A 22,875-nucleotide genomic window follows, 5' to 3' on the forward strand; every position below is an offset into this window, starting at 1 on the left:
ATGCTGTGGGGGCACTTACAGAAAGCCCCAACAACATCCTCGTTGTATATTCCTATTATATGGCGGTCAGGGCAAAAAGTCAATCTTTAATTGCCGGCAAATGCAAAAAGGAAAGAAAAAAAAGTCGGAAAGCGTCATTCAACCTCTTCTTATGAATTTTGGATAACAAATTCCGCCATTTCGGTAAAAATCTCAGAAACACTTGACTTTATCGGATAAACATTATATCATGGGAAAACGTACAAAAGTAAAGTATTTTTAAAAATAAGTTTATATTATTAACAAAACCCTCCGTTTTCAAATTCAGACCAAAAGGCAAAAGAAAACGGTAAGTCTGTTTCCTGCAGGGAGGCTGAAGGAAAAATGCAAAATGAGGGGCAAATCAGAATTCCGTCCGGATGCGCGATCACGGGCGTGATTTCAAAAAGCGGCGAACGGTTCAGCGGCGAAACGGCCATCCGGTCCATCGAGCCGATGCATGACCGCTCAAACGGGCTGGGCGGCGGCTTCGCGGCCTACGGGATCTATCCGCAGAATCGCGATCTTTACGCGTTCCACGTCTTTTACGACAGCGCGCGCGCCAAAGACGAGTGCGAGGAAATTTTTCAGTCCAGCTTCGACGTGTCCGTCGCCGAAAAAATACCGACCCGCAAAATTCCGCAGATCACGGATGAACCGGCCGTCTGGCGCTACTTCGGCCTTCCGTACGACAAGCTGCTGCAGAGCACAGGCCTTGACGAGCGCGAATTCGTCGCGCGCTTTGTCATGAAGATCAACACGCAGATCACAGGGGCCTATGTGTTCAGCAGCGGGAAGAACATGGGCGTGTTCAAGGCGGTCGGCTTCCCGGAGGACGTGGGCCGCTACTACCGGCTGGAGGATTACGAGGGCTACTGCTGGACGGCGCACGGCCGCTACCCGACGAACACGCCGGGCTGGTGGGGCGGCGCTCACCCGTTCAGCCTGCTGGATTACACGGTGGTACATAACGGGGAGATTTCCTCCTACGACGCGAACCGGCGGTGGATCGAGATGTTCGGCTACCGCTGCACGCTGCTGACCGACACGGAGGTCATCACCTACATTATCGATTATCTGAACCGGCGTCAGGGAATGAGCCTGACTGAGACCGCCGACGTGATCGCCGCGCCGTTCTGGAGCGAGATCGACCGGATGAGCCCGGAGGAGCAGAAGCGCTACACCTATCTGCGGAATGTGTTTTCCGGCCTTTTGATCACCGGCCCGTTCTCGATCCTGCTCGGTTTTACCGGCGGCATGATGGCCTTGAACGACCGCCTGAAGCTGCGCAGCATGGTGGTCGGCGAAAAGGGCGACCGCGTGTACGTCGCGAGCGAGGAATGCGCGATCCGCACGGTGGAGCCGGAGCCGGACCGCCTGTGGTCCCCGCGCGGCGGGGAGCCGGTCGTCATCCGGGTCAACGAGGGGGTGCGGGTTTAATGGCGATCAACTATAAAATCCCGGAATACGACGTTCTGCGCGACCCGCAGCGCTGCATTGCCTGCCGTGTCTGCGAGCGCCAGTGCGCGAACGAGGTGCATTCCTTCGACCCGGATTCCGGAACGATGAAGAGCGACGAAAGCAAATGCGTCAACTGTCACCGCTGCGTCGCGCTCTGCCCGACGCATGCGCTGAAAATCGTCAAAAACCCGGACACGTTCCGCCTGAACGCCTACTGGGGGCAGAGCGACATCAGCGAAATTTACGCCCAAGCGGAAACCGGCGGCATGCTGCTTTCCTCCATGGGCAACCCGAAGCCCTATCCGATCTACTGGGATAAAATGCTGATTAACGCCTCCCAGGTGACGAATCCCTCCATCGACCCGCTGCGCGAACCGATGGAGACCCGGACCTTCCTCGGCAAAAAGCCGGACCGCGTCGAGCGCGGTCCGGACGGTAAGATCAAAACCGACGGCCTGCCTCCCCAGCTCAAGCTGGAAGTTCCGATCCTGTTTTCCGCCATGAGCTACGGTTCCATCAGCTACAACGCGCACGAGAGCCTCGCGCGGGCGGCGCGGGCGCTGGGGACTTTTTACAATACCGGAGAGGGCGGGCTGCACGAGGACTTTTACGAGTACGGCCCGAACACGATCGTGCAGGTCGCGTCCGGCCGGTTCGGGGTGCATCCGGACTACCTGAAGGCCGGCGCGGCGATTGAGATCAAAATCGGCCAGGGAGCGAAGCCCGGCATCGGCGGGCATCTGACGGGGGCCAAGATCACGGACGCCGTTTCCAAGACCCGAATGATCCCCAAGGGGACCGACGCGATTTCCCCCGCGCCGCATCATGACATTTATTCCATTGAAGATCTGCGCCAGCTGGTTTATTCGCTGAAAGAGGCGACCGAATATCAAAAGCCGGTAATTGTCAAGATCGCGGCGGTACACAACGTCGCCGCCATCGCGAGCGGCATCGCGCGCAGCGGCGCGGACATCATCGCGATCGACGGGTTCCGCGGCGGCACCGGCGCGGCGCCGACCCGCATCCGCGACAATGTCGGCATCCCGATCGAGCTGGCGCTGGCGGCGGTGGACGAGCGCCTGCGGCAGGAGAAAATCCGCAGCAATGTGTCTTTGATCGTCGCCGGCGGCATTCGGAATTCGGCGGACGTGGTCAAGGCCATCGCGCTCGGGGCGGACGCGGTCTATATCGCGACCCCGGCGCTGATCGCGCTCGGCTGCCACCTTTGCCGCACCTGTCAGGTCGGCAAGTGCAACTGGGGCATCGCGACCCAGCGCCCCGACCTGGTGAAAAGGCTGAATCCGGAGATCGGTTATCAGCGCCTTGTGAATCTGGTTTCAGCGTGGCAGCATGAAATCATGGAAATGATGGGCGGCATGGGTATTAACTCGATCGAGTCGATGCGGGGAAACCGCCTGATGCTGCGCGGCGTGGGACTGAACGACAGAGAGCTTGAGATCCTTGGAATCAAGCACGCGGGGGAATGAGCGATGAAACGGGTTTATGTAAACGAAGAATGGTGCCTGGGGTGCCATCTGTGCGAATACAACTGCGCGTTCGCCGCGACCGGCGAACGCGATATGGCGAAGGCGCTCAAAGGGATGGAAATCCACCCGAAGATCCAGATCGAGGGGGACAATCGGATCAGCTTTGCGGTTTCCTGCCGTCACTGCGACGATCCGATCTGCATGAAAAGCTGCATCGCGGGCGCAATTTCCCGAAGGGACGGCGTGATCCACGTGGACAAAGACAAGTGCGTCGGATGTTTTACCTGCATCCTGGTCTGCCCCTATGGGGCGGTGCTGCCCGCCCCGGACGGGCACGCGGTCCGGAAATGCGAGCTCTGCACCGACAACGCGTGCGGGGAGCCCGCCTGTGTCGCGGGCTGCCCCAACGGCGCCATCGTCTTTGAAGAGAGGTGAACCGAATGAAATATGTGATAATCGGAAATTCCACCGCGGCCGTCGGCTGCGTCGAGGGAATCCGTTCCGTCGATCAGGAGGGGCCGATTACGGTGATTTCCGACGAGCCGTATCCCGCCTACTCCCGCCCGCTGATTTCCTATCTGCTGCAGGGGAGCACGACGGAGGAGAAGATGAGGACCCGCCCCGCCGATTTCTATGAGAAGAACGGCGTGACGCTCCTGTCCGGAAAAAAGGCGGTCCGGATCGACGACGCCCGGAAGACGGTCGGACTGGAGAGCGGGGAATCGCTCCCTTACGACCGGCTGCTGATCGCGGCCGGCTCCCGGCCGTTTATCCCGCCGATGGCGGGGCTGGACCGGGTGGAAAAGAAATTCACCTTTATGAAGCTGGACGACGCGAAGGCGCTGGAAGCGGCCCTGACCCCGGAAAGCCGCGTGCTGATCGTGGGCGCCGGGCTGATCGGCCTCAAGTGCGCGGAGGGCATCCGAGGGCGGGCCGGTTCCATCACGGTTGTCGATCTCGCGGACCGAATCCTGCCGAGTATCCTTGACGAAACGGGCTCGAAGATGATGCAGGAGCAGATCGAATCGAACGGAATCGGCTTCCTGCTCGGAGACAGCGTCGCGGAGTTTGGGAAAGACCGGGCGCATCTGAAAAGCGGGAAAACGGTGGAGTTCGACCTTCTTGTCGTCGCCGTCGGCGTGAGGCCGAATACGGAGCTTGCCTCACAGGCGGGCTGCGAGGTCGGCCGGGGCATCGCCGTCGACGAGCGTTCCGCAACCAGTGTGCCGGACATTTACGCGGCGGGGGACTGCTGCGAATGCCGCGACATCACGACCGGGCAGCGGCGCGTCCTGGCCATCCTGCCGAACGCCTACCTGCAGGGGGAGGCGGCCGGAGTGAATATGGCCGGCGGCGAAAAGAGCTTTGCGAATGCCGTGCCGATGAACGCAATCGGCTTCTTCGGGCTCCACGTCCTCACGGCGGGCAGCTACGACGGGGAAGAAATCGTGGAAACCAAACCGGGCGTTTACAAAAAGCTGGTGGTGAAGGACAATCTGCTGAAAGGATTTATCCTGATCGGAGAAATCGCCAGGGCCGGAATTTACACATCCCTGATCCGGGAACAGACTCCGCTCGATACCGTCGATTTTGATCTTCTCAAACAGAAACCGCAGTTGATGGCGTTTACGGCCCGGCGCCGGGCGGAGAAACTCGGAGGTGCGAAATGAACCGGATTGACGCGGACGGAAGGGATTTTCGGGCGCTGAACGAGGAGATCCGCGCGGCGGCGGACCCGGACATCCTGGTTGAAAACTGCATGGGGCAGCGTTATATCGGCGCGGGAATGAGCGGGAAGAATCTGACGATCCGCGGAATTCCAGGCAATGCGATGGGATGCTATCTGAACGGGAGTTCCATTCATGTCTGCGGCAACGCGCAGGATCAGACCGGCGACACCATGAACGCGGGGACCATCGTGATCGACGGCTCCTGCGGCGATGCGACGGGCTATTCGATGCGCGGAGGAAAGATTCTGGTGCGCGGCAATGCGGGGTACCGCGTCGGCATCCATATGAAGGCCTATCGGGAGCAGAAGCCGCTGATCGTGATCGGCGGGGAGACCGGGAGTTTTCTCGGGGAGTACCAGGCCGGCGGAACCATCATCGTGCTGGGGATCGGCTCCAAAAGGAAAGCGCCGGTCGGAAACCTCTGCGGGACGGGGATGCACGGCGGGAAGATGTTTCTGCGCTGCGAGGAACTTCCCGCGGACCTTCCCCCTCAGGTGGCGGCGGCTCCGGCCACGGCGGCGGACCTTGAGGAGATCGGCGCATATCTGGACGAATTCTGCGCGGCGTTTTCGGTTGACAAACAGAGCTTGTTCGGCCGTCCGTTCTTCGTGCTGAGCCCGAATTCCAATAACCCCTATCAAAACCTTTACACGTTTAATTAATTTCAGACAAAGGCGGCGCGGCCCCGGAATCTTCCGGGGCCGCGCCGCCTTTGCCGTTCGTTCAGGAATTCTGCGCGTTCTTGATCCCCGCGAAATGAGCCGCGATCACGCGGTCGCACCAGGCGTCGAACTCCGGGTCCGGCACCTGCATCTCCGGGTGGGAAAGATAATATTCCACGCTGCTGCGGACGCCGTCCGCAAACCGGATGCCGGCCGAAAAGCCGGGCACCAGGCGTTTGATTTTGGAGTTGTCGAACACGGCGCAGTACGCCTTGTCGCCCAGCAGTTTGCCGAGCAGCTCCGGGTCGAACGCCGCGAGAAAATCCGATGGGATGTGGACCAGGTTCGGCTTGACGCCGAGCGCCGTGCCGATCGACTCCAGCGCGTCGTTCCAGGTGATCGCCTCGTCGCTGGTGATGTGGACCGCCTCTCCGATCGCGTGCGGATTGCCCAGAAGCCCGCAGAACCCCTTTGCGAAGTCGTCCGCGTGCGTAAACGTCCAAAGAGTCAGCCCGTCGCCGTGCACGATGACCGGCTTTCCTAAACGAATGCGCGAAAGCACCTGCCAGCCGCCCTTGCCGCCGAAAAAGGGCAGAGGGACTTTCCTGTCGCAATAAGTGTGGCTGGGACGCACGATGGTGACGGGAAAGCCATGGGACCGGTATGCCGTTGTGAAAAGCTCCTCGCAGGCGATTTTGTCCCGCGAATAGCGCCAGAACGGATTGCGCAGCGGCGTGCTTTCCGTGATGGGATACCGCACCGGCGGTTTCTGATAGGCACTGGCCGAGCTGATAAACAGGAACTGCCGGGTTTTCCCGGTGAAAAGGGAGATGTCCCGCATCGCCTGCTCCGGCTTCAGAACGGTGAAGTCCGCGACGGCGTCGAAGATTCTGCCGGAGAGCAGCCGCTCCATTTCCTCTTCGTCCGAAATATCCGCTTTCAGCAGTTCCGCGCCCGAGGGCGCGAGTTCCGGATGGCTGCCGCGCGTCAGCAGCGTCACCTGATCCCCGCGCGCCGCGGCGAGAGAGGCCGCCGAAGCGCTGATGACGCCGGTTCCGCCGATAAACAATACTTTCATCTTGCACACTCCTGTTTCCTGTATTATAATATAATAACATCGAAGGCTGCCGTCCCGGACATCCGGGAGGAAAGCGGTTTGTATATTTGCCCGTAAGGCTGCATAAAAATAAACAATTCTCAAGAATCGAAGAAAGGAAGTGACCGCGATGCTGAAAAATTTATCCTTTTTGAACATGCTGGTCTGGAATCTTGTCATTGCAGGGCTTTGGCATCTGGTCGTATTCCTGATCTGCATCAGAATGCCGAAATCCGCTTTTGACCCGGAAAAGGGGCGCTACGCGCCGAAACAGTGGGAACACGGCGGCCGCTGGTATCGGGATACACTGAAAATTCAGTTCTGGAAAGACAGGGTTCCCCAGCATATCGGGAAAAACGGATTTTCCAAGCAGCATTTGACGGAAATGTCGATCGACTATCTGGATGAATTCATCGTGGAGACCTGCAGGGGGGAGTGGATGCATCTGAAAAACTGCATCTGCGCCGTTGTCACGCTGCTCATCAACCCGCTGCTGGTCGGGATCGTCATGTCCTTTCTGATTATGCTGGCGAACGCCCCGTTTGCGGCCGTTCAGCGCTACAATCGTTTCCGTCTGCTGATCCTCCGGAAAAGACGCCTGCGGGACATCCGGTCTTCCCAGATGGAGCAGAACGCCGTCACCGCCTGATCCGAAACATTTTGTATTCTGTAAAACAGCCATGCCGTTTGCGGTACGGCTGTTTTTTGACTGCTGCCGGGGAAGGAAAATCCGATGAAAAAAATCCGTCTTCCCATTCTAGCCTGCCTGTGCTGGCTGCTGGCACGATTTCCGACGGTTCCTGCGTCCGCAGACTCCGCCGCCTACTTTTCCTATTCGATGAACCCCGTGTCCGCATCGGGAGAAGAACTGGTGCGCCTGGACGTGGCTGCCTACAAAACGGAAGAGACGGCGGCGGGGTTTCGGCTGAAGATACAATATGACGAGGACAAGCTCGATTATGTCAGCACCGAGACATCCGGCGCGGTCAAGAGCGGCACGATGCAGACAAACGGAGGTTCCGGCCTGGTCAGCAGCGTCTATGTCTGCAATACGGAAAACGGATACGCCCCCAAACTTTCCGGCACGGTCGCGTCCTTTGTGTTTCAGGTGGAGGCGGGTGCGAAGGCGGGAAACACGGCCCTGACCGTTTCGGCGGACCAGGTCTGCGATTATGATGGAGATTCCCTGGACGCGGACCAGGCGGAAACGAAGCTGAGCCTGAAGATTCTGCCTTCCCTTTCCTCAAAAGCCGCCCTGACCTCGCTTACCCCTTCGGCCGGAAAGCTCGAGCCGGATTTTTCGCCTTCGGTCCGCAGCTATTCTCTGGCGGTCGGCAGCGAGGTCAGCACCGTGGAGCTTCGGCCCGCCGCGGCGGACGGAGGAAAGGCCTCTGTCAGCCGGAAAACACTCAACGGGGCGGGAAAGGAGACGCAGATTGCCATCACGGTCACATCCGAGGACCGGTCGCAGACTGCGCAGTATCTGGTTACGGTCCAGCGTGCCGCAAAGGGAGACGGCGCCGTATCCGCAACGGGAGGAAAAGGGGGAGTCGAGAGCCCTGGCGCAGGCGGGGACCGCAAAAAGCCGGTATCGCTCCCGGAAGATGCGGGCGAAGTTCAAAACCAGGACGGCCCGGGCTCGCAGGTCCGGCCGCCGGAGGCGGAACAAGCCGCGGATTCGCCGCAGGCCGCTGCGGAAGCGCCGGGGAACGGGGAACAGAAATCTTCCGGGGACAGAACGCTGGTTCTGGTCGGAGACCGGATGCCCTCCTTTTTCACCGGGATGCTGGCCGCGGCCCTCTGCATCACGGTCGGCATTGCGATCAGCCTTTGGCTGCCGATCCGGCGGCAGCACTGAGACTCAGGCCTTGCCTGATAAATAAAAAACGCCGGATAGACAAATTCCTTCATTTTTCACACGAGGCCTAGGTCTTTTTTGTGAACTCCGTGTGGCAGACCGGGCAGGTGATCACGATTTTCCCCTTGCCTTTCGGCACACGCAAGGTGTTCTTGCAGCTTGGGCACCGGAAATACCGGTGCGTTTTTTTATCGTTCATCCGGTACAGGGTCCTGCCCCGCCAGCCTTCAAACCGGCCGGAAGCCGTGCGGAACCAATGGGTGATCCGGCCCCAGTACTTTAAAAACACGGCGTTTTCCTGATAACGGCGGGAAGTATTTCTGGAAAAGATCCGGAAAATTCCCCAGACCAGAAGCGCGAGAGCCAGAAAAGAAAGAATCGGCAGCCCGAGCAGTCTGGCCAGAAAAACCAGCACAAGATAAATCACAATCAGCCCGAGGCCGAGCTGGTCGGAGCCGTACCGCCCCGCCATCATCCGGCTGTACCAATAAGAGAAGCGCATAAGCCAGTTCAAACTTTCACATCCTTTCGCCGTGGAATTTCTATCATTATCATAGCATAGAAGCCCCGGAAAGAATTGAATAAACTGTAAAAACAAAGCTGCCGCGTCTCCTTTGCGGCAGCCTGAAACTTTATTGGATCACAACCGCAGTACCTTTCGGAATATGATCGTAAATCCATTTGGCGTTCTCCGTTTCCAGCCGGATGCATCCGTGGGACGCCGGGGTTCCGAGCTTCGCGGCCTCCTGCGGCTCCATGTCCTCGTTTTCATCGAACGGAAGGCTGTGGAACAGATAGGTCTTGTAAAAACGGGTCCAGTAATAGGCGCCTTCCTTTACCGCGGGATTGTAGAAGGATTCTCCGCGGTCGGTCACGGTAAAGGTCCCGGTCGGCGTTTCGCTGCCCTCCTCGCCGGAGGAACAGGCGAATTCCTTGACCAGCCGGTCCTTTGCATCCAGTACGCGGACTTTCTGGTCCTTCAGCGACACGTCGATTTTCAGCGGCTTTTGCGCTTGCTCCAGGGAAACGGCCGGGGTTTCCGGACCGCTGGAAGCGGGAGGCGCGGATTCCCGGCTCTGCGCGGGTGCGGACGACGCCGGAGAGGAGGATGCGTCAGCCTGGGAGGACGGCGGCGCGGAGGACTCCGGTTCGGCCGCCTTTGCAAACATGTCAAATTTCAGCCATTCGACGGCAACGGACATTCCCTCGCTGAACTGATCCGGCTTCAGCGAGGCGTAAGTCGCGCCCGCGCCCACGAAAAGAATCAGGGCAACGAGAAGAATGTGTTTCAGCGGTCCTTTTCCGCGTTCCTTCATCGGGAATCGGCACGTCCTTTCCTTTTTCGTCAGAATCCCGCCGCGTCCGGCGGCAAGTTCGAATTTCACTTCTTTTATTTATATTATAAAACCACGGACGCGGTTTTCCAACGTCCGTGAAAGAATTCATAATAATTTTACATATAGAGAAAAAATCGGACTGTTTTCGTTCGTTTACGACGGATTTGCGACCACGCCGAGAAAGAGGGGAAGGTCCGTCGAAGTGTCAACCACGGCGATGACGAACGGCCGGTCAAACTGCAGGACATGATCGGGCCGCGAGGATCCGGCCATGCCGACGGAGGTCACGGCTCCGGCTTTCAGACCCTTTTCGTCGGCCTGGATGAATGTTTTCTGCAGGACCGAATTGATAAACAGCTTGCCGCTTGGCGAACTGCCCATCGCCGAGAAATCCGCTTTCGCCGAATCGAACGCGTCGGAAAGGCCGAGCGATTTCAGCGCGTCGTTCAGGCCCAGCGTGCAGTCGAATTTGAATTTCGGCAGCGACGCCGAAGCAAATGCCTGCCCTCCGGAGCGCATCAGGCTCAGAAAGCTCTCTCCCGTCAGGCCCTTGAGATATTCATTCAGCGCCGTCCCGTTTTTTGGCAGGATCGCCGCGAAGGCGTAGCGCGGGTCCTTCAGCTGCTTGAGGATTCCCTCCGCCGCGCCGTCGCTCAGGTACGTTTCCATCGACCCCATCATTTTGGCGGTTTTGTCTCCGCCCGGCGCGTGAAACGTGTCGTCGGTGCATCCGTTATAAGCGTGTTCCCAGTCCTGCTCCAGATAGAGCGCGTTCATGAGAAACATCATGTCCGAGGGGTCGATCTTTTCGACCATTTTCTTGATGTTCCCGTCCGTGCTTTTGCTGACCCAGCCGTTGATCTTTCCGACGGAGGCGGGGTCCTCAAAGTCGAGCCGGAATGCATCCGAGCCGAAATAATCCGCGTTGGCCTGTAAAAACGGCTTTTCGACGGTCAGGCTTTTGTCCCGGTACCAGATCGAGTTGGCAAGCAGAAGCTTTCCTTCCGAGACGGATTTGAGGGCATTCTGCTCCGAAGCGAAATTTCGGTTCAGCGCCGAAAGATCCATTCCGCCGCCGAGCAGGGCCTCGAACTGGGAGAGCGTGTCTCCCTTTGCGCCGTTTGCCGTCATGCCGAGCGCGAGCGCGGCGGAAGCGGGCGAAACGAGGGAGTTTTTGTCGGCGGCGGCCGTCTTTTGAAAAAGTTTCACCGCGAAATCTGCCTGTGCCGAGACAAAATCGGAATCCGGTTTTGTCGGGATTTCCCGCTTTTGCGCGCTGATTCCCTCCATCAGGTTTTCCTTCGCCTCCACGGTGACGGTCGCCGGCTTCAGAAGCGGAGAAAAAGCCAGAACGCAGACAAGCGCGGCGGCCAGCGCGCCGGTGATCATCCAGCGTTTTTTTCGCGGTCGCCCTCCCGCCTGTTCCATCCGGCCGGCGGTTTCCCGCGTCCATTCTTCGGAAACATGGATGCGATTGCATTCTTCCCGGTATTTTTCCCTGTTATTCATCGTCAAAACCTCCTGTCAGCAGGTCTTTCAGCGCGGCGCGCGCCCGGTGCAGCCAGGAGGAAACCGTGTTTTCCCTCCTGCGCAGGATATGCGCGATTTCCCCGACGCTCAGACCCTCGTAATAATGAAGATAGATCACGTTCCGGTAGGGAACCGGCAGGCACAGGACCGCTTCCATCACTTCGGAGCCCCTCGCTTCGCCCGGCGGGTCCTCCGAAAGCGGGACCGCCCTCCGCTGCGCCGACCTGAGAAAATCCCGGCACTGGTTGACGGTCACCCGGATCATCCAGGCCTTTTCATGCTCCGGCGAAACGAATGCGCGGCGCGCGGTGATCCGTTTTAAAAACACCTCCTGTGCGATGTCTTCGGCGTCGGCCCTCGATCCGACATTGTGCAGGGCGATTCGCAGCACCATGCCGGAATACCGCTTCAGGAGTTCCTCCGCGCGAGTCTCTGCAGCCTCCATTCCTTTCTCCCCTTTCATTGATAATACGACGCGGAAGCCGGTTTTCTTGCGCCGCTGAAAAATTTTTTTGTTTTTCGTCCGGCCGTAAAAGCGGCCGGGCCCAGAGTTTAGAAATTATTTTCAGTTCGTTCATATTTAGGCTTGCAACGGGGCATCCCTATGGTATAAAATAAAGGGGTAAAAACAAGTGCGAACAACGAACGCAATTGATTTGGGCAAGGAAGTCCGACACGCTGTGCCGGCTTTTTTTGGCTTTATTTGAAATTTTGCCGCCGGGAGGTATGCGGAGTGGGCCATTACAGCAAAGAGGATATCTACAGGCTGGTGGAAGAAAACGACGTCACGTTCATCCGTCTGCAGTTTACGGACATCACGGGAATGATGAAGAACGTCGCCATCACAAAGAGCCAGTTGGAAAAGGCGCTGGATAACCAGTGCGTTTTCGACGGCTCTTCCCTGGACGGATTTGCGCGCGACGCGGAAGCGGACATGTGCCTGCATCCGGACCGCGACACGTTTACCATGCTTCCCTGGCGGCCGACCCACGACGGAGTGGCCCGCCTGATCTGCGACGTCTATTCCCCCGAAGGGGAGCCCTATGACGGGGACCCCAGGCAAATCCTGAAAAAGGAAATGAAAAAGGCCGCGGAGCTTGGGCTGGAATTCAACGTCGGCCCGGAATGTGAATTTTTTCTGTTTGAAATGGACGACTACGGCAGGCCGACCACGCAGACGCGCGACACCGCGGGTTATTTTGACCTCGGCCCGATCGACATCGGCGGCGACATCCGGCGCGAGATCTGCCTGACTCTGGAGAACATGGGCTTTGAGCTGGAGGCGTCCCACCACGAGGCGGCGGTCGGCCAGCACGAGATCGACTTTAAATACGACACCGCGCTCAAGACGGCGGACAACATCATGACGTTTAAGATGGCGGTCAAATCGATCGCGAAAGCCTCCGGCGGCTACGCCACTTTCATGCCGAAGCCGCGCTCGGACGTGAGCGGCTCCGGCATGCACCTTCACATGTCGCTGATGAGCGGCGGAAGGAACCTGTTCGACGGGCCGGACGATCCCTCGGAAAACGGGCTGAGCGAAACGGCATACCGGTTTATGGCCGGCCTTCTGGCCCATGCCGGGGCGCTGACGGCCGTGTGCAACCCGACCGTCAATTCGTACAAGCGGCTGGCCTCCGGCTATGAGGCGCCCGTGCACATCACGTGGTCCTGCCGCAACCGCAGCCCGCTGGTCCGCATTCCCTCCGCCAGGGGGAGGGGCTCCCGCATCGAATTCCGTTCCCCGGACCCGTCCGCCAACCCGTACCTGACGCTGGCGTGCTGCCTTGCGGCAGGGCTGGACGGCATTGAGAAAAAATTGACGCCGCCTCCCGCCACGGACCGCGACCTCTTCGATCTGCCCGACAGTACCGTTGCGGAAATGGGCATCGGGACGCTTCCGCTCAGCCTGATGGACGCGGCGGAGGAACTGAAAAAAGACCCGGTCGTCTCCGACGTTCTGGGGGAACACGCGCTGCGGAACTTCCTGCTGGACAAAAAGCGCGAGTGGGGCCGCTACACGCGCGCCGTCACCGACTGGGAAATCGAAAATTATCTTCAGAAATACTGATGACGCGCGGTGCCTTTTCACGGTTTCGCTGATTCCGCACGCTTTGCCCCGGTTAATACGCCGCTGCATTCATCCCGGCTATAGGGGCTCTGACCGCTCTCCCGCCAAACATGTCTTCCGGTTTCATTCCGGGCTGAATGGCGGGGCTTTTTTTATCCGGTCTTGAATTCGGCTGCGCTGCGCGTTAAAATAGGAGCATCATTGACACGGAAGGAAACGGATATGAGGGAACAAAAAAACATCCTTGCCGTACACGATATCTCCTGCGTCGGAAAATGTTCCCTGACGGTGGCGCTGCCGATCCTCTCCGCCGCGGGCTGCACGGTCAGCGTCCTTCCGACGGCGGTTCTGTCCACGCATACGGGGGGCTTTGCCGGGTTTACGTTCCGGGACCTGACCGGGGACCTTCCGGGCATTCTGGAACACTGGAAATCGCTCGGGCTCCGGTTCGACGCGATCTACACCGGCTACCTCGGCTCGTTTGAGCAGCTCCGGCTGGTCTCCCGGGTGGTCGCCGAATTCCGCGCGCCGGGCGCACCCGTCTGCGTCGATCCCGTCATGGCGGACGGCGGACGCCTGTATGCTTCCTTCGGACCGGATTTTCCGCAGGGGATGGCCGCCCTGTGCCGGAAGGCGGACCTGATCCTGCCGAACCGGACGGAGGCGGCGCTGCTGCTGGACGAGCCCTACCGGGACGGGACGCAGGAGCGGGCGGAGACGGAACAAACGCTGCGCCGGCTTTCGGCGCTCGGCCCTCGCCGCGTGGTGATGACCGGGGTCTCGTTTTCCCCGGAAAAAACGGGCTGTGCCTTTTACGACCGGGAAACAGATCGGGCCGGATACGCGTTCTCGCGGAAAATCGAGGGCTTTTACCACGGCACGGGCGATGTGTTCGCCAGCGCGATGATCGGCGCGCTGATGAACGGCCTGCCCCTGGAAGAGGCGGCGCGCGCGGCCGTGGATTTCACGCAGGGCGCGATCGCCCGCACCCATCTTGCCGGAACGGACGTCCGGTTCGGCGTGAATTTTGAGGAAGGCCTCCCCGCCTATGCGCGGATGATGAGTCAGGCCTGCCCGGAGGAATGAACCATGAAAAAGAATCCGTCTAAAATCGACATTATTAAAACGGTGATGAAGGACGTGGAAGAAGACGTCGGAAATGAGGAAATGATCCACCTGATCCTTCAGCGGCAGTTTTCCAAAAACACCGACAAAAGGGTGAACGAACAGCTGACCTTCGGGCAGCGGGCGGCGGACGCGATCGCGCGCTTTGCCGGGAGCTGGACCTTTATCCTGATTTTTACCGCCGTCATTCTGGTCTGGGTCGGCGCCAACGTCTATTTTCTCGCGAACCCCTACGACCCGTATCCATTCATCCTGCTCAACCTGGTGCTTTCCTGCATCGCCGCGGTGCAGGCCCCGCTCATTATGATGAGCCAGAACCGCCAGGAGGAAAAAGACCGGCAGCGCGCGGAAAACGACTATATCGTCAACCTGAAAAGCGAGATCATCGTCGAGGACCTTCACCGCAAAATCGACGAGCTGCTGAAAAACCAGAAGAAAATCCTGAACGGGGAAAAATCCGGACAGAAACAGACACAGAGCGCAAAAAAGAAAGGCGACGGGGATGAAGCATAAAATCCGCACGGAAGCGTTTGACCTGATGCAGTATTTTTACTCTTCGGCGCACGATCCGCTGATCCGGGCGCTGATCCGGTTTTCGGGGCGGCTGGACCCGGACGTGCTGCGGCGCGCCGTCGATCTTTCGGCGTCCTCCGTGCCGCAGATCCGCTGCGTGTTTTCGGCGGAGTCGCGCGGCTGGGAGGACCGGGGCTTTTCCGCGAACCGGATCGTCCGCGTGACGGAGGCCGGAGAGAAGAATGCGGCGGAACGCCTGCTGCTGGATACGATCAAGCTGGATTCGGAGCCGCAGCTGAAAATTCACCTGGTCCGCGGGCCGGGATCGGATACGCTCTGCGTCATTTTAAGCCATTTGGCCGCCGACGGCACGGGTTTTAAACAGTACCTGTACCTTCTGGCGTCGCTGTACCGCCGCTGTGCGGAAACCCCCGGGACCATCGTGCCGCCGGAACCGCTGGACCGGGGCGTCGGGCAGATCTTCCGCGGGATGGGCCTGACGGAGCGCCTCCGGATCCTGCGCGCCCCTATGGATTGCCGGAAGCAGGAAAAAGAAATGTATCTTCCGACCGAGGAGGAGCAGGGGGAGCCGGTCACCGTGCTGCGCCGCGCCGGCGGCGAGCTGTTTTCCGCTTTAAAACAGTACGCGAAAAAGGCGGGGGTCACCGTCAACGACGTTCTGCTGACCGCCTACGGCCGTGCGCATTTCTCGCTGACGGGATGCGCGGACCTTGAGATTCCCTGCCCGGTGGACCTGCGCAAATACCTGCCGGACGGCGCGCGCTGCGGAATCTGCAACCTGACCGGCAATTATGTTTGCCGCGTTTCCCCGGAAAAGGGAGAACTGTTCCGGGAAACGCTGAAAAGAGTCGCAGCCCAGATGTCTGGGCAGAAAGGGAGCAGGAACTGCCTGAAGGGCCCGATGCTTCTGGATTTTCTGTTTACCGTTCTGCCCTATCCGGCAAGGAAAAAGGTCTTTGACCGGAATTTTTCCATTCCGGTGATCTCCTTTACCAATCTGGGCGTTCTGGACGGGAAGCGGCTGGACTTCGGGAATGGAAAAATCGAGGACGCTTATCTGACGACGGCGGTCAAGCACCCGCCGAGCTTCCAGATTTCGGTCTCCACGCTCGGCAATTGCTGCACGCTGGGCAGCAGCCTGTACGCGACGGAAAAGAACCGCAGCGTCGCCGAGCGCTTCCTCGACGGGATGATTTCGGAATTGGAGCTGGCCGTCTCGGAAAATCCGCATAAAGCCCCGCCAAAGAGCCAGAATAATGCCGGAGGTGGTTCCCGTGCCAAAGGACAGCCAGCCGGACGGCAAAAAAAGCCGGCTTCGGAAAGCAAACGGGCAGACTCCCGTCACAAGGGAGAACAAAAATCAAAACAGGAGCGAAAAAAAGCAATCCGTTAAAAACAACGACGTTTGAAAGGGGAGCCGAGATGGCGAAAGCGGGAATGCGGCGCCCCGATTCCGGGGAGCCGACGCAGAGCAGCAAAAAGGCCCATATGCCGAAGAATACACATCCCGTGCCGGAACTGCAGGGCAGGGAAAAGCACGGGGAAAAGCGCGCGCGGCCAACGGAGTAAGGTGCGGTTTGGCCGGCGTTCCAGGGGGAAAAGCGGAGCCGCTTTTCCCCCTCTGCGCATCAGGGCGCATGGGCCGCCAAAACAAACGGATCCCGCACTCTCCCCTTGACAGAGCGGCCCGTATTTTCATGCTGGACCGGAGAGCTTCCGCGCTGTCGGCGGGAGTGTCCCCGGTCTCTCCCGCCCGGCGAAGCGAACGGCATTCCCATGCGGACCGGGAACCGGAGCTCCCGAACTGTCAGCGGGAGTGTCCCTAAACTCTCCCGCCAAACGGAGCAAATGATGCTATTCTTGCTGACAGGCGGGGCGTGCCTGCAGGCTCAGCCCGCCTGTCAGGGACGGATGTAGGCGTATCCCTCCTCCTGGCGGAGCGCCAGCTCCACCACGCCGGAAGGAACCGTTTGAGCCAGAGGAAGCAGATCGCCGGGTTCTATGTTCAGGCCGCGCATCGCGTTGCGGCAGCCCGCGAATCGGACCCCGGACCGGGCAAGCTCTTCCATGCGCTCCGTAAGCTCCGCCTGGGCAGCCGCCTGGGCGGTCAGCTGGCGGACGGCTTCGGAATTCGCCAGGATTTCGATTTCGAAGAGGACATGCTCCGCGCGCGCGTACTTCATCATGCTTTCCGCGTTGGAGAGGACCATCGGCCAGCGGCCGGATTCATCCACGTGAAAAATCACTTTTGGCATTTTTATCGCATCCCTTTCCTGTTTTTACCACTATAATACAAAGCCCGGAATTTTGCAAACACGGAAAGAAGCAATGTCCAGGGAACTTTTTGCCGGTTTTATGCTATAATAAGACGAAAAACAGAGAAACGACTGAATCGGGGGCGCCGCTATGGGCGAAATCGTAACCATCTATCGGATCAATTGCTTTTCCGCTCCGGAACCGGAATGGGAAGGCGAAAGCTGTTCCCTCCTGCCGTGGGGGGACCCGCCCGGCCTTCGCGGACAGGACGACGGAGGGCGGGAGTACGTCCTGCCGGAGCGTTACGCCGAGGGGATCGCCCCGGGCGGGAGCCCGGCGGTGTTCAGCGAGGAGGGCGTTCTGTGCGAACTGATGCTCCACAACGGCCGCCCGCTTCTGATTGACGGGGAAAAGCGCCGCGCCTGGCTGCTGGAGCCGGTCAGGAAAATCGCGTCTTACCGCCAGATGTCGGGCATGACGCTCTCCGAGCTTGCCGAGCGCATTTCCGTCGAACCGAAGCTCCTCTACGAGTGGGAGAATCTCGAGCGGGAGCCGGATGAGGAGGCCCTTTCCAGAATCGCGTCGATTCTGGGCTGCAAACCGTCGGATTTGCGTTAAAAATTTCTTTTGGCGCTTGCAAAGCGGAGTATTTTCGTCTATAATATAAATGCACATCAAATTAGTATACATTAAGGGCAAATGCCCTTTTCGTCGAACAAAACCGGAGAGGTGGAAAAATCAGTGCAGCTATTGGAAATCAGGGATCTGACGGTCAGCGTGGAGGGAAACCGGATTCTCCGCGGGCTGAATCTTGCCGTTGGCAAGGGGGAGGTTCATGTTCTGATGGGACCGAACGGCGCGGGGAAGTCCACGCTGGTCAACACCGTCATGGGGCACCCGCAGTACCACGTGGACGGCGGCTCGATCCTGTTTGAAGGAAAAGATATTACGAACGAGCCAGCGAACGAAAGGGCGAAAGCCGGAATTTTCCTGTCCTTTCAGAATCCGGAGGAGGTTCCGGGCATCTCGCTGGAAAATTTCATGCGGACCTCGCGCTTTGCCGTCACGGGCAAGCCGGTGAAGCTGTTCGCCTATAAAAAAGAACTGGCGCAGAAGATGGAGGAACTCGGCATGGACGACGAATATGCCTCCCGGTACCTCAACGTCGGCTTTTCCGGCGGGGAAAAGAAAAAGTCGGAGATCCTTCAGATGCTGATGCTGAACCCCAGGCTCGCGATTCTGGACGAAACGGATTCCGGCCTGGACGTGGACGCGGTCAAGATCGTTTCGCAGGGTGTGAAAAAGTTCCGGACAGGCGAAAACTCCCTGCTCATCATCACACATAACACCAAGATACTGGATTACCTGCCGGTGGACGCCGTGCACGTCCTGATGGACGGCAGAATCGTGCGGACGGGCGACCGGACGCTGATCGACCGGATCAACGCTTCGGGCTTCCAGGGCCTCGCGGCCCCCGCCGTCTGAGAACGCGGAGGGAAATAAAGTTGAACGCACTGCATAAAAGAAAAACACAGGTGGAGGACATCGACCGCACCGTCTACGACATCCGCGACAGGGTCGATCCCTCCTACCAGGTCGGACAGGGCCTGACGGCGAAGATCGTCAATGAGATTTCCGCCGCGAAGAACGATCCGGAGTGGATGCGCCTGTTCCGCTTAAAGTCGCTTCAGGTTTACAACCGCCTGCAGCTTCCTGGATGGGGCCCGCCGCTGGACGGGCTGAACATGGACGAGATCGTCACCTACATCCGCCCGAACACCGGGATGAAGGCCAAATGGAACGAGGTGCCGGACGATATCAAAAATACGTTCGAGCGCCTCGGAATTCCGGAGGCGGAGCGGAAATCGCTCGCGGGCGTCGGGGCGCAGTACGACTCGGAGGTCGTGTATCACAACGTGCGCGAGGAAGTAAGCCGTCAGGGCGTTGTCTACACCGACATGGAAAGCGCCATCCGCGACCCGGAATACGGTCCGATGGTCCGCAAGCATTTTATGAAGCTGGTTCCACCGGAGGACCACAAGTTCGCGGCGCTGCACGGCGCGGTCTGGTCGGGGGGATCGTTCGTCTACGTTCCGCCGGGCGTGAACGTGGAGATCCCGCTGCAGTCCTATTTCCGGCTGAACGCGCCGGGCGCGGGCCAGTTCGAGCACACGCTGATTCTCGTCAGCGAGGGCGCGAGCCTGCACTTCATCGAGGGCTGCTCCGCGCCGAAGTACAACGTCGCCAACCTGCACGCCGGGTGCGTGGAGCTGTTCGTCGGCAAAAACGCGCGCCTGCGCTACTCGACGATCGAGAACTGGTCAAAAAACATGTATAATCTGAACACCAAGCGCGCGGTGGTCGAGGAGGGCGGAACGATCGAGTGGGTGTCCGGCTCGTTCGGCTCCCACGTATCCTACCTGTACCCGATGAGCATCTTAAAGGGAGAGGGCTCCCGTATGGAGTTTACCGGCATCACGTTCGCCGGAAAAGGCCAGTCGCTCGACACCGGCGCGAAGGTGGTCCACGCCGCGCCGCACACCTATTCGAGCATCAATACCAAGTCGATCTCGAAGGACGGCGGCCGGTGCACCTACCGCAGCGCGGTCAATATCCTTCCGAACGCATACGGGTGCAAGTCGTCCGTCTCCTGCGAATCCCTGATGCTGGACGACCGCTCCCGCTCCGACACGATCCCCGTCATGGACATCCGCAACGACGACGTGGACGTTGGGCACGAGGCCAAGATCGGCCGCATCAGCGACGACGCGATCTTTTATCTGATGAGCCGCGGCATCTCCGAAGAGGATGCCAAGGCGATGATCGTGACCGGCTTTGCGGAGCCGATTGCGAAGGAGCTTCCGGTGGAGTACGCCGTCGAGATGAACAACCTGATTAAGCTGGAAATGGAGGGCTCCATCGGCTGACGGCCGGTGAAAGGGATGTTACCATGAATCTTACACTTGCAAAAGTCAATTCCCTGCCGGTCCCCACCTGGTTCCGGCTGGGAATCAACGATACGCAGCTTTCAGAGACGATCCCGGAGGTTCACCCTTACGAAGGGGAATATCTCTCTGCGGAGCGGCCTGAAAACGTTGAAATATCCTTTGATCCGTTCCCTGCGCCTGATCTTTCGACCGGCATGGGCGACGGGGCCAGAAATTTTACGGAGGACAACCGCACCTGCGGCGTCACCGTCCGGGTGCCGGACGGCGTAAAGGCGGGAAAGCCGGTTTTCCTTACGTTTCATCTGGACGAAACGAACCCGTCTGTTCTGGACGTCAACACCGTGATCGCCGGAGAGGGCAGCGAGGTGACCGTCGTAATGAGCTATGAGTCGCGGTCGGACTTTTTCGGCTTTCACGGCGGACTGACCCGGCTTTACGCCGAAAAAAACGCGGTGATCCGGCTGATTCAGGTGCAGATGCTCGGCGACGGGTGCCTGCACTATGACGACGTCGGCGCGCAGTGCGGCGAAAACGGGGAAGTCAGCGTGATTCAGGCGGAACTCGGCGGAAAAAATGCCGCTGCCGGGCTGAAAGCCGTCCTGAAAGGCAGAAAGAGCCGGCTGAATCTGGACACCATTTATTTCGGCGACCGCGGCCGTTCGATCGATATCAACTATGTGGCGCAGCACGTCGGAAGCGCCTCGCGCAGCGAGATCCACGCGAGCGGCGCGCTGCTGGACGAAAGCCGCAAGACGTTCCGGGGGACCATCGACTTTCTGAAGGGCGCGAAACGCGCGGTCGGGCACGAGAGCGAGTACAGCCTGCTGTTCAGCCCGAAGGTGGTCAACCGTTCCGCCCCGCTGATCCTGTGCGCGGAAGAGGACGTGGAGGGCCAGCACGCGGCATCCGCCGGAAAAATTGATTCCAACCGGCTGTTTTACCTGATGTCCCGCGGCCTGAGCGAGCTGGAAGCGAGAAAACTGCTGATCGAGGCGCAGTTCCGCCCGGTGACCGACCGGATCCCGGACCCCGCGCTGCGGAGCGCGGTTTCAGATTATGTGAAAGTGAGGCTGGAAGCCATTGAACCCGTATCTGAATGATTTTCCCATATTAAATGAAAAACGGGACGGCAAACGGCTTGTCTATCTGGACAACGCCGCGACTACCCAGAAGCCGCTTTCCGTGATCCGCGCCGTGGACGAATACTACCGTAGCTCCAACGCGAATCCGCACCGCGGCCTTTACGGGCTGAGCATCCGCGCGACAAAGATGTACGAGGATTCCCGCGCCGCGGTTCGTGAATTCATCAACGCGGAAAAAGACTGCGAGGTTCTGTTTACCCGCAACGCTTCGGAATCCCTGAACCTTGTGGCATACAGCTACGGGATGAATTTTATTAAAGAGGGCGACGAAATCGCCCTGCCGGTCTCCGAGCATCACAGCAATCTGCTGCCGTGGCAGATGGTGGCGAGAGCGAAAGGCGCAAAGCTCGTCTATCTGTACCCGGATAAAAACGGGCGCCTGACGGAACAGGAGCTTGACAAGATCGGACCGAAAACCGCGCTGGTGGCGGCTGCACACGTTTCAAACGTGCTTGGCACGGTGTATCCCGTGGAGGAAATCGTCCGCAGGGCGCATAAAGCCGGGGCAGTGGTCGTTCTCGACTGCGCGCAGAGCATCCCGCACTACCCGGTCGACGTAAGAAAGCTCGGCGTGGATTTCGCCGCGTTTTCCGGGCACAAGATGCTGGCCCCGATGGGAATCGGCGTGCTGTACGGAAAAGAGGAGCTGCTGAACAAAATGCCGCCGTTCCTGACCGGCGGCGAGATGATCGAGTACGTCAGCGAGCAGGACGCGACGTTCGCGCCGCTGCCGCAGAAATTTGAAGCGGGGACTCAGAACGTCGGCGGGGCGGTCGGGCTGGCCGCCGCGATCGATTATATCAATCAAGTGGGGTACGATACGATCATCAAAACCGAAGAGGAGCTTTTGGCCTATGCGCTCGACGGTTTGGCGAAAATCCCGCACTTAACGGTTTACGGCGACGCAAAAGCGGGCGAGCAGCGCTGCGGCGTGATCTCGTTCAACGTGGACGGCGTCCACCCCCACGACGTCTCCTCCATCCTGGATTCCGACGGCGTGGCGATCCGGGCCGGGCACCACTGCGCGCAGCCGCTGATGAAGTACCTCGGCGTGAATGCGACCTGCCGCGCGAGCCTGTATTTTTACAACACGAAAGAAGACATCGACGTTCTCCTTGAAGGCCTGAAAAAAGTCAGGGGGTGGCTCGGACTTGGGGATTGAGAACATCTACACCCAGATCCTGACGGAGCACAACAATTCGAACCGCAACAAGCACCACATCGAAAGCCCGACGGCGGTGCTCAAGGGGGTCAATCCGAGCTGCGGGGACGAGATCGAACTGGAGCTGCGGGAAAAGGACGGGGTCATCGAGGACGCCGCGTTTACGGGCGTCGGATGTGCGATCTCCCAGGCGTCGGCCTCCATCATGATCGACCTGATCAAGGGCCAGACCAAGGAAGAGGCGCTGCGGCTGGCAAACCTTTTTTTCGGCATGATCAAGGGGGAAGTGAGCGACGAGTCGCAGCTGGAAGACCTCGACGAGGCCATCGCCCTAAAGGACATCTCCCACATGCCCGCGCGGGTAAAGTGCGCCGTGCTGGGGTGGCACACGCTGGAAAACGCGATCCGCGGGGAAAAAGGATCCGATTAAAAAACAGAAGCGGAAGAAATCCGCTTCT

At 59.2% G+C, this 22,875-nt stretch carries 25 protein-coding genes; 19 read left to right on the plus strand and 6 right to left on the minus strand.

The genetic code is table 11. The features are described from left to right. Positions 1-363: 363 nt before the first annotated feature. The 5 genes from VA597_RS00830 to VA597_RS00850 are packed head-to-tail and all read left to right on the plus strand — an operon-like array spanning position 364 to position 5,358. A complete protein-coding gene (locus tag VA597_RS00830) occupies positions 364-1,458 on the plus strand; it encodes a class II glutamine amidotransferase (protein WP_128741171.1) in 1,095 nt (364 codons plus the stop codon). Continuing rightward, on the plus strand, positions 1,458-2,966 hold the full coding sequence (locus VA597_RS00835; RefSeq protein ID WP_128741172.1) for a glutamate synthase-related protein: 1,509 nt from the start codon (positions 1,458-1,460) through the stop codon (positions 2,964-2,966). The genes VA597_RS00830 and VA597_RS00835 overlap by 1 nt, the downstream gene beginning before the upstream one ends. 3 nt (positions 2,967-2,969) lie before the next feature. Then, positions 2,970-3,401 (plus strand): 4Fe-4S dicluster domain-containing protein, encoded by a 432-nt coding sequence (locus VA597_RS00840; RefSeq protein WP_128741173.1) that lies wholly within the window; start codon positions 2,970-2,972, stop codon positions 3,399-3,401. 5 nt (positions 3,402-3,406) lie between these two features. Further along, entirely contained in the window at positions 3,407-4,636 is a 1,230-nt protein-coding gene (locus VA597_RS00845) for an NAD(P)/FAD-dependent oxidoreductase (RefSeq protein WP_128741174.1), read from the plus strand. After that, a complete protein-coding gene (locus tag VA597_RS00850) occupies positions 4,633-5,358 on the plus strand; it encodes a glutamate synthase (protein WP_128741175.1) in 726 nt (241 codons plus the stop codon). Before VA597_RS00845 ends, VA597_RS00850 begins: the two co-directional genes overlap by 4 nt. 61 nt (positions 5,359-5,419) lie before the next feature. Here VA597_RS00850 and VA597_RS00855 read toward each other — a convergent pair whose 3' ends face one another. Then, positions 5,420-6,436, minus strand: coding sequence for an SDR family oxidoreductase (locus VA597_RS00855; RefSeq protein WP_128741176.1), 1,017 nt, complete (start codon positions 6,434-6,436; stop codon positions 5,420-5,422). Between the two features lie 148 nt (positions 6,437-6,584). On the opposite strand from VA597_RS00855, the gene VA597_RS00860 reads away from it, so the two are divergent. Next, on the plus strand, positions 6,585-7,103 hold the full coding sequence (locus VA597_RS00860; protein WP_128741177.1) for a hypothetical protein: 519 nt from the start codon (positions 6,585-6,587) through the stop codon (positions 7,101-7,103). Between the two features lie 84 nt (positions 7,104-7,187). Then, positions 7,188-8,312, plus strand: coding sequence for a cadherin-like beta sandwich domain-containing protein (locus tag VA597_RS00865; protein ID WP_128741178.1), 1,125 nt, complete (start codon positions 7,188-7,190; stop codon positions 8,310-8,312). Positions 8,313-8,379: 67 nt separating this feature from the next. On the opposite strand, the gene VA597_RS00870 is transcribed toward VA597_RS00865, so the two are convergent. The 4 genes from VA597_RS00870 to VA597_RS00885 all read right to left on the minus strand — a co-directional run bounded on the left by VA597_RS00870 (position 8,380) and on the right by VA597_RS00885 (position 11,624). Further along, positions 8,380-8,814 carry a hypothetical protein gene (locus tag VA597_RS00870; protein ID WP_128744186.1) on the minus strand — a complete coding sequence of 145 codons (435 nt, stop codon included), beginning with the start codon at positions 8,812-8,814 and terminating at the stop codon, positions 8,380-8,382. A gap of 130 nt (positions 8,815-8,944) precedes the next feature. Next, positions 8,945-9,697, minus strand: a complete 753-nt coding sequence (locus VA597_RS00875; RefSeq protein ID WP_326974938.1) for a L,D-transpeptidase — start codon at positions 9,695-9,697, stop codon at positions 8,945-8,947. A gap of 105 nt (positions 9,698-9,802) precedes the next feature. Beyond that, positions 9,803-11,158 (minus strand): serpin family protein, encoded by a 1,356-nt coding sequence (locus VA597_RS00880; protein WP_128741179.1) that lies wholly within the window; start codon positions 11,156-11,158, stop codon positions 9,803-9,805. Beyond that, positions 11,151-11,624: an RNA polymerase sigma factor gene (locus VA597_RS00885; RefSeq protein ID WP_128741180.1), complete on the minus strand. Its 474-nt coding sequence runs from the start codon at positions 11,622-11,624 to the stop codon at positions 11,151-11,153. Before VA597_RS00885 ends, VA597_RS00880 begins: the two co-directional genes overlap by 8 nt. Positions 11,625-11,912: 288 nt before the next feature. Here VA597_RS00885 and VA597_RS00890 point away from each other — a divergent pair, with 288 nt between their 5' ends. From VA597_RS00890 to VA597_RS00915, 6 genes are all read left to right on the plus strand, one after another. Continuing rightward, on the plus strand, positions 11,913-13,250 hold the full coding sequence (locus VA597_RS00890) for a glutamine synthetase family protein (protein ID WP_128741181.1): 1,338 nt from the start codon (positions 11,913-11,915) through the stop codon (positions 13,248-13,250). Between the two features lie 222 nt (positions 13,251-13,472). Then, on the plus strand, positions 13,473-14,336 hold the full coding sequence (locus VA597_RS00895) for a pyridoxamine kinase (RefSeq protein WP_128741182.1): 864 nt from the start codon (positions 13,473-13,475) through the stop codon (positions 14,334-14,336). 3 nt (positions 14,337-14,339) lie between these two features. Then, positions 14,340-14,888, plus strand: a complete 549-nt coding sequence (locus tag VA597_RS00900; RefSeq protein ID WP_128741183.1) for a DUF1003 domain-containing protein — start codon at positions 14,340-14,342, stop codon at positions 14,886-14,888. After that, positions 14,878-16,302, plus strand: coding sequence for a hypothetical protein (locus VA597_RS00905; RefSeq protein WP_128741184.1), 1,425 nt, complete (start codon positions 14,878-14,880; stop codon positions 16,300-16,302). The genes VA597_RS00900 and VA597_RS00905 overlap by 11 nt, the downstream gene beginning before the upstream one ends. A gap of 29 nt (positions 16,303-16,331) precedes the next feature. Beyond that, positions 16,332-16,478 (plus strand): hypothetical protein, encoded by a 147-nt coding sequence (locus tag VA597_RS00910; protein WP_164918903.1) that lies wholly within the window; start codon positions 16,332-16,334, stop codon positions 16,476-16,478. 128 nt (positions 16,479-16,606) lie between these two features. Continuing rightward, on the plus strand, positions 16,607-16,735 hold the full coding sequence (locus tag VA597_RS00915) for a hypothetical protein (RefSeq protein WP_326974939.1): 129 nt from the start codon (positions 16,607-16,609) through the stop codon (positions 16,733-16,735). A gap of 75 nt (positions 16,736-16,810) precedes the next feature. Here VA597_RS00915 and VA597_RS00920 read toward each other — a convergent pair whose 3' ends face one another. Continuing rightward, complete coding sequence (locus VA597_RS00920; protein ID WP_128741185.1) at positions 16,811-17,164, minus strand: DsrE family protein; 354 nt, start codon at positions 17,162-17,164, stop codon at positions 16,811-16,813. A gap of 151 nt (positions 17,165-17,315) precedes the next feature. Between VA597_RS00920 and VA597_RS00925 the strand changes: the two genes are divergently transcribed. The 6 genes from VA597_RS00925 (at position 17,316) to sufU (ending at position 22,847) form a co-directional block, all read left to right on the plus strand. Next, a complete protein-coding gene (locus VA597_RS00925) occupies positions 17,316-17,783 on the plus strand; it encodes a helix-turn-helix domain-containing protein (RefSeq protein ID WP_128741186.1) in 468 nt (155 codons plus the stop codon). Positions 17,784-17,864: 81 nt separating this feature from the next. Next, complete coding sequence (gene sufC, locus VA597_RS00930; RefSeq protein WP_128741187.1) at positions 17,865-18,650, plus strand: Fe-S cluster assembly ATPase SufC; 786 nt, start codon at positions 17,865-17,867, stop codon at positions 18,648-18,650. A gap of 29 nt (positions 18,651-18,679) precedes the next feature. Further along, positions 18,680-20,092 (plus strand): Fe-S cluster assembly protein SufB, encoded by a 1,413-nt coding sequence (sufB, locus tag VA597_RS00935; RefSeq protein WP_128744188.1) that lies wholly within the window; start codon positions 18,680-18,682, stop codon positions 20,090-20,092. Positions 20,093-20,115: 23 nt separating this feature from the next. Beyond that, positions 20,116-21,213, plus strand: a complete 1,098-nt coding sequence (locus tag VA597_RS00940) for a SufB/SufD family protein (RefSeq protein WP_128741188.1) — start codon at positions 20,116-20,118, stop codon at positions 21,211-21,213. Further along, a complete protein-coding gene (locus VA597_RS00945; RefSeq protein WP_128741189.1) occupies positions 21,194-22,417 on the plus strand; it encodes a cysteine desulfurase in 1,224 nt (407 codons plus the stop codon). Before VA597_RS00940 ends, VA597_RS00945 begins: the two co-directional genes overlap by 20 nt. After that, positions 22,407-22,847 carry a Fe-S cluster assembly sulfur transfer protein SufU gene (gene sufU / locus VA597_RS00950; RefSeq protein ID WP_128741190.1) on the plus strand — a complete coding sequence of 147 codons (441 nt, stop codon included), beginning with the start codon at positions 22,407-22,409 and terminating at the stop codon, positions 22,845-22,847. Before VA597_RS00945 ends, sufU begins: the two co-directional genes overlap by 11 nt. The last annotated feature ends 28 nt before the right edge of the window (positions 22,848-22,875 follow it).

This window comes from Caproicibacter sp. BJN0012 (assembly GCF_035986805.1).
Taxonomy (GTDB): domain Bacteria; phylum Bacillota; class Clostridia; order Oscillospirales; family Acutalibacteraceae; genus Caproicibacter.

What these genes read in the sequence shown, in the direction of transcription:
- VA597_RS00840 (WP_128741173.1), top strand. Translation starts at nt 2,970, where the DNA reads ATGAAACGGGTTTATGTAAACGAAGAATGGTGCCTGGGGTGCCATCTG.
- VA597_RS00860 (WP_128741177.1), top strand. Translation starts at nt 6,585, where the DNA reads ATGCTGAAAAATTTATCCTTTTTGAACATGCTGGTCTGGAATCTTGTC.
- VA597_RS00905 (WP_128741184.1), top strand. Translation starts at nt 14,878, where the DNA reads ATGAAGCATAAAATCCGCACGGAAGCGTTTGACCTGATGCAGTATTTT.
- VA597_RS00915 (WP_326974939.1), top strand. Translation starts at nt 16,607, where the DNA reads ATGCTGGACCGGAGAGCTTCCGCGCTGTCGGCGGGAGTGTCCCCGGTC.
- VA597_RS00855 (WP_128741176.1), bottom strand. Translation starts at nt 6,436, where the DNA reads ATGAAAGTATTGTTTATCGGCGGAACCGGCGTCATCAGCGCTTCGGCG.
- VA597_RS00880 (WP_128741179.1), bottom strand. Translation starts at nt 11,158, where the DNA reads ATGAATAACAGGGAAAAATACCGGGAAGAATGCAATCGCATCCATGTT.
- VA597_RS00885 (WP_128741180.1), bottom strand. Translation starts at nt 11,624, where the DNA reads ATGGAGGCTGCAGAGACTCGCGCGGAGGAACTCCTGAAGCGGTATTCC.
- VA597_RS00870 (WP_128744186.1), bottom strand. Translation starts at nt 8,814, where the DNA reads ATGCGCTTCTCTTATTGGTACAGCCGGATGATGGCGGGGCGGTACGGC.
- VA597_RS00920 (WP_128741185.1), bottom strand. Translation starts at nt 17,164, where the DNA reads ATGCCAAAAGTGATTTTTCACGTGGATGAATCCGGCCGCTGGCCGATG.
- VA597_RS00865 (WP_128741178.1), top strand. Translation starts at nt 7,188, where the DNA reads ATGAAAAAAATCCGTCTTCCCATTCTAGCCTGCCTGTGCTGGCTGCTG.
- VA597_RS00830 (WP_128741171.1), top strand. Translation starts at nt 364, where the DNA reads ATGCAAAATGAGGGGCAAATCAGAATTCCGTCCGGATGCGCGATCACG.
- VA597_RS00850 (WP_128741175.1), top strand. Translation starts at nt 4,633, where the DNA reads ATGAACCGGATTGACGCGGACGGAAGGGATTTTCGGGCGCTGAACGAG.
- VA597_RS00925 (WP_128741186.1), top strand. Translation starts at nt 17,316, where the DNA reads ATGGGCGAAATCGTAACCATCTATCGGATCAATTGCTTTTCCGCTCCG.
- VA597_RS00900 (WP_128741183.1), top strand. Translation starts at nt 14,340, where the DNA reads ATGAAAAAGAATCCGTCTAAAATCGACATTATTAAAACGGTGATGAAG.
- sufC (WP_128741187.1), top strand. Translation starts at nt 17,865, where the DNA reads ATGCCCTTTTCGTCGAACAAAACCGGAGAGGTGGAAAAATCAGTGCAG.
- VA597_RS00845 (WP_128741174.1), top strand. Translation starts at nt 3,407, where the DNA reads ATGAAATATGTGATAATCGGAAATTCCACCGCGGCCGTCGGCTGCGTC.
- VA597_RS00910 (WP_164918903.1), top strand. Translation starts at nt 16,332, where the DNA reads ATGGCGAAAGCGGGAATGCGGCGCCCCGATTCCGGGGAGCCGACGCAG.
- VA597_RS00835 (WP_128741172.1), top strand. Translation starts at nt 1,458, where the DNA reads ATGGCGATCAACTATAAAATCCCGGAATACGACGTTCTGCGCGACCCG.
- VA597_RS00940 (WP_128741188.1), top strand. Translation starts at nt 20,116, where the DNA reads ATGAATCTTACACTTGCAAAAGTCAATTCCCTGCCGGTCCCCACCTGG.
- VA597_RS00895 (WP_128741182.1), top strand. Translation starts at nt 13,473, where the DNA reads ATGAGGGAACAAAAAAACATCCTTGCCGTACACGATATCTCCTGCGTC.